This window comes from Desulfitobacterium sp. (assembly GCF_034927245.1).
In the GTDB taxonomy this organism is placed as follows: Bacteria; Bacillota; Desulfitobacteriia; order Desulfitobacteriales; family Desulfitobacteriaceae; genus Desulfitobacterium_A.
Window position 1 is genome coordinate 1 of record NZ_JAYFQK010000046.1, and the last position, 9,260, is coordinate 9,260.

The window sequence follows — 9,260 nt, forward strand, 5'->3', positions numbered from 1 at the left end:
CCGTTCGACTTGCATGTGTTAGGCACGCCGCCAGCGTTCGTCCTGAGCCAGGATCAAACTCTCCATAAATTTTATGACGGAACATGGATGTTCCTAAGTTCAAATGCGCCACGGATGGCATTAGCATTTGAACATCCTTACAGAGTGCTGATTGCTCAAATTGTCTTTAACTCATTGACGAGTCATTGGCTGTTCCTTGTTGTTTAGTTTTCAAAGACCAAGGCCGCAATTTCTTGCGATGTTTTTATATTCTAGCAGATAGATTTAGTAAAGTCAACTATCAAAATTAACTATCCTACTTTATAATTGAAGCTTAAATATTAAATTTTCAAATTGTCTAGTCCGGCTGTCATTTCTTTAAGAGTTTGTTGTAAGGACTCGGACTGATCTGCAAGTATTTGCATACCCTTTGCTTGCTCCTTAAATAAAGTTCCGGTTTTCAAGGCAAAATCCCATGAACTGTTGCTTAACGTATTCATTTGACTTAAGGCATTTTTAACCTCTGAAGCCTCCTGATTCGCACTATTCAGCATTTTTTCTGCTGACTGAATACTATTTTTCAGTTGATCAGCTTTCTGTGCGATATTACCAAATACGTTTTGGGCTACTTCCATTGAGGTTTCTTCTTGAATTAAGGCACTAAATGTAGTATCCGTGGAAAGAACAAGGGAACCAATATCCTCATTCATTGTCTGAAGTAGAGAAGAAATCTGTTTTGCTGCATTGGAGGAGGCAACAGCAAGCTTTCTTACTTCGTCTGCAACAACTGAGAAACCTCTGCCCGAATCACCGGCTCGGGCTGCTTCAATCGAAGCATTAAGTGCCAGCAAATTTGTTTGATCAGCAATTCCTTGAATCAAAGCAACGATAGAATTAATTTGATTAGAATTTTGTTGAAACTGATTAACTCTACTCTTGGTATGATTAAGATCGATTTTAATGTCTTGGATTCCTTGATTTAAATTTTTTACCAAAACGGTTCCCTCTGACGATGTCGACATAGATTCGTGGGCTGTTTGGGTAGCAGCTTCAAGAAGTACCGTTATTTCATTTACTTCTTCAAGCATTTTTTGGATTATCCCGCTAACATTCTGAAAAGCTTCAATTTGATCAGAGGTATTTTGAACTTGTTGATTAGATACATTGATCGATTGGTTTGACTTTTCAATATATGATTGAGACCATGTTGTTACGTGATTACTGACCTTAATTACTTTCTGAGCTGCTATCAGGGTATTTCCAGATGTATTTCGGAAACTTTCGGATAGATGTTCAATAGTTTGGGCAAGTTGTCCGATCAGATCTGTCCCCTTTAATCCAATACGAACCGTTAAATCTCCTGAGGATATCACTTTGACTTTCTCGGTGATAAATTTCAGCGGATTATAGAGAATTGCCCGTGCAATAAAATAATTCCCTATTCCGAGAAGAAATCCGGCTAAAACACAGCTCACCGTAAATAACAGTTTTTTACCGGGTGTGATTGTGACAAATAGCTGCGCGAAAGGTGGGAAAATTAAACCTACAAGTGCTCCCGCTATGAGCATTGTGCTAAACATGATGGACATTGTGGAAAAATTACTTGTAAATCTCTTTAATGAATACATTTTGCCCTCCCCAAATTTTAGTTTCGCTTAAAACATGTACCGGATTTCACGATTAGGAGGATAGTTCTATTAAGTATTTTTATGTTACTATCATAGTTTTATTATAATGGAATATCATCCCAATTAAAACGGGTCAAAAAAATATTTCTATAATAGCCAATAACTTGTTACAGCTGCTAATTAAACATTACCAATATAGATATATTTTAAACCCGCTTTTTGGCCTATCCCTTTTGCTATATTTAAAGTTTTCAAAGGGGTTATTGGCGTACTTATCATCTTCCAAGCCGGGAAAAAACGGCTGACATGCCAGGGTACGTCGGGACTAAGCTGAGTTGCGATAAACCGAGCGATTTTTTCAAGCTGGTTGGGTTGATCATTGACATCAGGTATAACCAAGGTGGTAATTTCGAGGTGCACACCAGCTTCGTATAGGAGTTTTAAATTATCCATAACAACTCTCGCTTTACCTGCGCAATATTCTTCATAGATCTCATCATCGGGTCCTTTAAAATCAACGTTCGCCGCATCTAAGTAAGGAATAATGAGCTCAAGCGCTTCTTTTGACATATAGCCATTTGTTACCCAGATATTTTTGAGTCCGTTTTCCCGGGCTAATTTCATAATCTCCAGAGCATATTCTATAAATATCGTTGGTTCAGAATACGTATAGGAAATCGAAGGACAACCAAAATTGAGCGCTTGTCGGACATGTTCTTTTGGTGTAATTGGAATACCCTCGATCGGTTTATTAGGTTTAGGACTTTGGGCAATTTCCCAGTTTTGGCACCAAGCGCAGCGAAAATTACACCCGACAGAAGCTAATGAATAGGTCTTTGTTCCGGGTAAAAAATGATAAAGTGGTTTCTTTTCTATCGGATCAATATGTTCGGCAATGGTCATACCATAATTTAAGGCGCAAAGTTTACCTTCTTGATTTTCTCGAACACCGCAAATACCGCGTTTACCCTCGGAGATCGTACAATTCTGATTACAGACGGAACATTTTATTTTGCCGGAATCTAATTTTTGATAAAGGATAGCTTCTTTCGTCTGAAGTCCTCCTTTCATCTCTAACTCACTTATCACAGCGTTATGTTCTATAAAAATGTTTATTCAAAATAGCGCACAACTTCAAAACGCCAGATTTCAACGGGTTCATCAAAAGCGAGGCCCGCTTTTTGTTTGGCAATATTGACTTGTTCCTGTGCAGTATTGATTCCTTCTAAATGAGGAAGAAGCAGACCCGTTCTCCCCCGTCTCCTCACAACGACCCCATAACGCCAAGGATCTAATTCATCAAGGCTTTGAATTTTTTCCATTTCCCCTAGAACATCAACAGAAAATGTTAAGGAAGAGAGCTCATCGCTTTCAACCGGCCAAAATCTTGGATCCTGCGTTCCTGCCGAAATCGCATTATGTTCAATTTCCTTAGCGAGATTATCTTGCCAAGGCTCTGTAGTACCAATACACCCGCGCAATTCACCATCCTTTTTGAGCGTAACGAAACAGGCACGACGAAGTTGAAAATCCGGGTCGGACGGCGGATTAAGTCCTCGGGTATTTCCATGCTGCAAATACGATTCTAAGCAGAGTCGAGCCCAACGGGGCAACGATGAAGCATGGTAGAGTTCAGCAACAAGATACCCCACGCCAAAAGGGCCTTCATAGGAAAGAACCTTTGGCATACCTTCTTGAACTGCCAAAGCAAGACGGAGACTGCGCCAGCCGCATTCCCCTGCTTCTTCAGCCTGGTTAAGGGGAATATGCTGAATTTGGGATGGATCTCTGGTGAGAGAGTTGACAAGGAGCTGATCAAATTGGGGGCCTGAGGGGTGGAGACCATAGGGACCGTCTTTCTTTAAACGATGCGATAAGTCACCGCTCGCGATGAGAGCGATAGGTTCCAAAAAAGTTTTGAGAATGTGAGTAATTTTCTTTCCATAGACTTCAGGATGTTCCAACGGCATGCTCATCAGCACGATCTTCCCCTGCCAACCCGCTTCGTTTAAAAAGTAAAGCGGCACAAGTGCTCCATGATCAATTTTGCCGGCGTGAAGAATAGTTTCAGGAAGTTCTGCAGCCAAGACCTCGGTAAGCTGATGATGTGCAGGAAAAGAAAGCATAATCTGAGGAACGCCAAAGGAGGAAAAATCTCCATTAAGCATATCCCCCTTGAGTAGAGTAATTCCCTTGCGCAGCAGAGTTGCATGAGGGGATACGAGCAGCACCGTTTCAATTCGCATTTCTACGATTTTGCGGGCAATCTCTCGATAAGACCTCAGCGTAGCGGAACATTGAGCTTCTTCTCCCCGCCCAATTTCCGGCACAATAATGGGTGGATGTGGAACAAAAGCTGAATAGATTAATGACATCATCGTTCATCTCTCTTTCGAATATTTCGAGCCGGTAAAAGATAAATTACCTCACGAACTAGCAGAGCAGGCATAATTGTCGTAGAATATAATTTATACAAAAAGTAAATTATTCTTGAAAGAGGGATATTCATGAGTTCTATGATCGATAAATGCGAACTATATCAAGGAAGTAAAATCCACTATTTAACGATAGGAGAAAAAAATGAAAGGTCATGGGTTGTATTACTCCATGGGAAAAAGTTTACTGCTGATGATTGGGAAAATATAGGGCTACTAGATGCACTTGATCGGGCGGGATTTAAGGTTATTGCACTCAACTTGCCGGGTTACGGTAATTCCGAACCCTTGAAATCGAATATCATGTTAGCGGATTTCCTAGCCGGTTTTATGCATCAACTGAACATCGATTCTTTTCACCTTATCGGACCGTCATTTAGCGGTGAAATATCGATTCAATTTGCACTTGGCTATGGAAGTAGGCTTGAAACCCTCACCCTGATAGACAGCGTTGGTGTCGATCAGTATGAGCAGAGATTACAGGATATTATGACCCAAACCTTGATTGTTTGGGGAAAGAAAGATGAGATTGCTCCTTACCGCTATGCTCTTACCTTGCACGAAAAGTTACCGAGCAGCACGCTTTATACGTTTGAAGACCTGGGACATACTTGTTATTTTGAAGATAGCCAAACATTTACGAAAATACTTCTGCCTCACTTAACACAGGGCACGAAAAGCATTAAAAAGACCGTGATTCAAAATTAACACTTTTCATTTTGGCTTATTATTTTTTTCCGGGATGAAATAGGCATCTCAACAAGAACCCCCCTGATTGTAATCGCCGCTAAAACGGTAATTCCGCCGACTATAGCCCAGAATCCCGGTTTTTCACCTACGAAGAGCAAGACCCAAACAGGATTGAGAATGGGTTCGATGACGGGAATGAGGATAGCTTCAATAGCTGTTGTATGTTTGATGGCGATTGAATAGAGAACGTATGATATACCGAGCTGAACGACCCCTAAAATGAGCAATTCTACCCAATCAAAAGTATTAGGCCAGGCTTGGGTCAGAAAAGGCAATCCAATAACCGCAGTAAGAAGGTTCCCCAGAAAGACCGATTCCCAAGGGGAACCGTCTTTTTGCATGCGTAAGAAAATCGCCTCAAAGGCAAAACAGATTCCACTTGCTAAACCAAAGATATTCCCTAATATACCGGTGGGGCTTAGATTATCTAGAAAAAATAGCGCCATGCCTCCAAAAACTAAAAATACCGTAACCCAGTCTAAGACTCTGATTTTTTCTTTTAATAACCAGCTGCTTAACAGAGCAACATAGATGGGTGCCGTGTATTGAAGAAATATTGCATTCGCAGCTGTCGTTGCTTTTGTGGCTAGAACAAAAAGAATGACTGTACCCGCATACGAGATTGCAGCACCGATCTGGGCCGTAGATCCATTTATTTTAGGTTTGCCAAGAAGAACTAAAAATACACCGGACGCAATGATGCTTCTGACACCTGCAATCGCCAAGGGATGTATATTCACCGATTTAATCAGCATGCCGCCGAGGCTCCATAAGATTGCGGTAATAATCAAAAGCAGGATAGCCCTCGGTCTTTGATTCTTTGATTTGGAAAAATTAATATATGAATTTAATGCCAACTCATCTTCTTCCCTTCATTCTCGTATGGTCAATTAGGGTTTATCTGGAAGTATGCCTATTGAATTAGATTATATCATGTAATCGATTCGCATAGCGAAATAATTAGAATTTACGTCAAATTAAAAAAATCCAGCTTCTGCTGGATTTTTTTAACTGAATCTATTACCATTCAGCTCAATATAATTATTTTGTTTTGCTTGTTGTTTCTTCTAGCTGAGAAGATGTCGGAGAAATTGCCTTAGACTTTTTATCAGCCTTCCTTTTTAACTTTTCTTTGTTCTTCGGACTTTTATCGCCCATAACAACTACCTCCTATCGCTCATTAACCTAAGTATACTCTCTTAGCTAATTTCATGCCATCGGCCATTGAGAGGATAAACCAGGTGCATCGCTTAACAACTCTGCCAATCCTGCTTTATACGGCGCTACCTCGATATTCTTGCCTTTACGCGCAGATATCAAACGCAGACTGCGCGAGGTAACAAATATATTAAAAGCTCCCATTCATTAATACATCTAATGAATGGGAGCTTCGCTTTAATTAATAACGAAATATCATCCTGCCTTACGTCGTTGTGCAAATTCAGCTGTAGCTGTGAAGAGAACGTCAGTAGAAGAGTTAAGCGCTGTTTCGCAAGAGTCTTGTAAAACGCCGACAATAAAGCCTACGCCAACGACTTGCATTGCAATGTCATTAGGAATGCCGAATAAGCTGCAGGCTAAGGGAATCAGCAAGAGTGAACCACCAGCGACTCCTGATGCACCGGCCGCAGCTATAGCCGAAAGCACACTTAAGATAAGAGCCGTGGGAATATCCACATTGATTCCAAGGGTATAAACTGCAGCCAGACTCATAACAGAAATTGTAACCGCTGCACCGGCCATGTTTACTGTAGCTCCTAAAGGAATGGATACGGAATACGTATTCTTATCTAAACCAAGGTCTTCGCAAAGGCGCATATTGACAGGGATATTTGCAGCGGAACTGCGTGTAAAGAAGGCAGTAAGGCCGCTGTCCTTTAAGCATTTAAAAACAAGCGGAAAAGGGTTTCGGCGAATATTCAGGAATACGATGAGTGGATTGATGACTAGTGCGACAAATAGCATGCATCCTACCAAAAGCGTTAGCAAGCGTGCATAGCCGAGCAAAGTGCTAAGACCACTCGTTGCAATTGAATCAAACACAAGCCCCATAATTCCTAAAGGAGCCAGGTTTATGACCCATCTTACGACTTTAGATACTGCATCTGAGAAATTTGATATCATCGTTTTCGTCGAATCAGAAGCACCTTTTAAAGCAATACCAAGGAGTATGGCCCAGGTCAAGATACCAATATAGTTGGCATTTAAAAGTGCCTTTACCGGATTATCTACCACATTCATCAGTAAAGATTTTAGAACTTCTGTAATCCCCCCTGGCGGCGTGAGATTCTCAGCTCCTGCAGTAAGTGTTAAACCGACCGGGAACATAAAGCTTGCAATGACCCCAACGAGGGCAGCAAGAAATGTTCCAATTGCATAAAGGACGATAATAGATTTCATGTTAGTCTGTTTACCGCTCTCATGTTGAGAAATTGCGGACATAACCAAAAAGAAGACCAGTACCGGCGCAACGGCTTTTAAAGCCCCGACAAAAAGCGAACCTAAAATGACAATCGGCTTAGCAGTCTCTGGAATCGTAAGGGCCAGAATAATCCCAATGATCAAACCGACGAGAATTCGTTTGACCAAACTCATCTGATTCCATTTTTTGATTAGATTTCCCAATGTTTTTCCCCCTTAAATTAAATAATGTAATATAAGAGCGAACGTCTCCCTTGGATTTTGAATCCTTTTTTGACGTTGTCTACTGCCTGCGGACCATTGTCTAGTTTACCACGACAATCGAAATATGTAAATTAATTAGTTAACTTTTCAACGAAAGGACGATCGGCAGGTGCAAATTGAAACGTATTTAACTCCTCGACTGTAACCCATTTTACGTTTTCATGTTCGAGTAATTTTAGCTCACCGGCTTTCCATTTCGCCCGGAAAGCAATTAGCTTGATCTTGCCTGAGGGATATTCATAGATGTTTTCGCCGAACCGTTCACCAACCTCGATATGGATATTGAGTTCTTCCTTGATTTCCCGTACGAGGCTCGCTTCAGCTGTTTCACCCGCTTCAAGTTTTCCACCGGGAAATTCCCACATTAAGCCTTGAGATTTATTTCTGCTCCTTTGAGCAATAAGAATGAAGTTGCCATTTTGAATAATTGCTGCGCTGACTTCTATCATTTGATCTCCTTTACGCTGTTTTTGTTTGTACTTGCTATTTATTTTCGATTAAATTCTTATCATATATTGAAAAGATCCTCTGCCAATTTAATTTTAGCAGAGGATTATCTTTATTCATTAGATTTTTAGGGAACGATTGTTACCGGACAGGGTGTTTCATGGAGCACATTGGTAGCCACACTTCCCAGAAGAACGCGCTTAATAGCGCCGAGTCCCCTATACCCCATGACAATTAAATCTACTTCGCTTTCCCTTGCAACAGCACAGATCTCTTCACCTGGTATTCCAGTTCTAAAGATTGTGCTAACGGGTAAAGTAGAACCCTTGGTGATTTCCAGCGTATGATCTAGGACCTGTTTGCTTGATTCCTCTTGCATCGTACGGATTTGCTCGCGGCTGAAAAACCGTTTTACATTGGGTGTATCATAGCTGGGTTGAACATTGATTAAAATAATTTCGGAATTCGTCTTTTCTCCTAGATTAAGTGCAAAGCGAACCGCTTTGTCTGACCCAGCGGACCCATCAATCGGGACTAAGACTTTTGCCATATTTTACCCCCCGTTTTTGCATCTTTCCAGTTTTATCGTGTAAATATACATGATGTCTTAATCAGATCCTAATCGGATCAACTATTATAGGAGATTATTGCGGCTGTTCACGTATTTAAGAAAACCCAGGGAATCCGATTTTACAGACTGTGGTTCTTCCCCAAACATGAGTCTAATCAATTGGCAATAAGCAATTTTTTCATAAGGATGGCCAACGTATTTTTTAATAATATCAACAAAGGTCTCATAAGACGTTTCATGATCGAGTTGAAGGGCATACGTATCCAAGAGAATACCCACATATTGATCGCGTCTCAGAAAAATCCTCTTACTTTCCGGATTGGTCAACGTTCTCATTAGGGAACTCATGATTTTGCTATAACCTTCATTTAAGAAATCCTGATCCATATATTTTGCGAATAATACGATTAAGTCTCTTGTAAACTCTGGGGATTCGATTAAAAAAGCTAAGAGTTCTTTCCGAGCTTCGTTAAAAATCGTCAAGTCCGTCATAATCGTTCTCCCCCTTAAGCTATAGATTAGAAAACTAAGCCAAAGAAAAGAAAATTGTTTGGTTTTACAACTTTTTAACAAGTTTACTTGTCCTACTTCTCCAAGAAACTACAACATTCCTCCCTATAATTAAAATAGCCTCTCGGCATTCGCCGAGGTAGATGGTTCAAGACTTTGCTTGAACCATCAATATTGAATTCCTCCTACTTTTCGGTAGGGGGTTTTCATTTTTGGAAACACCAAATTGGAAATTCCCTCAGAAAATTTTTATTG

The 9,260-nt window shown here is 40.6% G+C and carries 9 protein-coding genes and 1 rRNA gene; 1 reads left to right on the forward strand and 9 read right to left on the reverse strand.

Translation table 11 applies throughout. From position 1 onward, the window contains the following. From VB077_RS11485 to amrA, 4 genes are all read right to left on the reverse strand, one after another. Window positions 1–69 (reverse strand): 16S ribosomal RNA (locus VB077_RS11485); the annotation flags it as partial. 251 nt (window positions 70–320) lie between these two features. Beyond that, window positions 321–1,607, reverse strand: coding sequence for a methyl-accepting chemotaxis protein (locus VB077_RS11490; protein WP_323415384.1), 1,287 nt, complete (start codon window positions 1,605–1,607; stop codon window positions 321–323). Window positions 1,608–1,787: 180 nt separating this feature from the next. Then, a complete protein-coding gene (amrS, locus tag VB077_RS11495) occupies window positions 1,788–2,678 on the reverse strand; it encodes an AmmeMemoRadiSam system radical SAM enzyme (protein WP_323415385.1) in 891 nt (296 codons plus the stop codon). A gap of 41 nt (window positions 2,679–2,719) precedes the next feature. Next, on the reverse strand, window positions 2,720–3,982 hold the full coding sequence (gene amrA / locus VB077_RS11500) for an AmmeMemoRadiSam system protein A (RefSeq protein ID WP_323415392.1): 1,263 nt from the start codon (window positions 3,980–3,982) through the stop codon (window positions 2,720–2,722). A gap of 132 nt (window positions 3,983–4,114) precedes the next feature. On the opposite strand from amrA, the gene VB077_RS11505 reads away from it, so the two are divergent. Next, on the forward strand, window positions 4,115–4,750 hold the full coding sequence (locus VB077_RS11505; RefSeq protein WP_323415386.1) for an alpha/beta hydrolase: 636 nt from the start codon (window positions 4,115–4,117) through the stop codon (window positions 4,748–4,750). On the opposite strand, the gene VB077_RS11510 is transcribed toward VB077_RS11505, so the two are convergent. The 5 genes from VB077_RS11510 to VB077_RS11530 form a co-directional block, all read right to left on the reverse strand. Then, complete coding sequence (locus tag VB077_RS11510; RefSeq protein ID WP_323415387.1) at window positions 4,747–5,649, reverse strand: DMT family transporter; 903 nt, start codon at window positions 5,647–5,649, stop codon at window positions 4,747–4,749. The genes VB077_RS11505 and VB077_RS11510 overlap by 4 nt on opposite strands. Before the next feature lie 556 nt (window positions 5,650–6,205). Next, window positions 6,206–7,417 (reverse strand): serine/threonine transporter SstT, encoded by a 1,212-nt coding sequence (gene sstT / locus VB077_RS11515; RefSeq protein WP_323415388.1) that lies wholly within the window; start codon window positions 7,415–7,417, stop codon window positions 6,206–6,208. Between the two features lie 131 nt (window positions 7,418–7,548). Next, window positions 7,549–7,926, reverse strand: a complete 378-nt coding sequence (locus VB077_RS11520; RefSeq protein WP_323415389.1) for a (deoxy)nucleoside triphosphate pyrophosphohydrolase — start codon at window positions 7,924–7,926, stop codon at window positions 7,549–7,551. Window positions 7,927–8,051: 125 nt separating this feature from the next. Then, window positions 8,052–8,474, reverse strand: coding sequence for a universal stress protein (locus VB077_RS11525; protein WP_323415390.1), 423 nt, complete (start codon window positions 8,472–8,474; stop codon window positions 8,052–8,054). A gap of 84 nt (window positions 8,475–8,558) precedes the next feature. After that, entirely contained in the window at window positions 8,559–8,987 is a 429-nt protein-coding gene (locus tag VB077_RS11530) for a hypothetical protein (protein ID WP_323415391.1), read from the reverse strand. Between the last annotated feature and the right edge of the window lie 273 nt (window positions 8,988–9,260).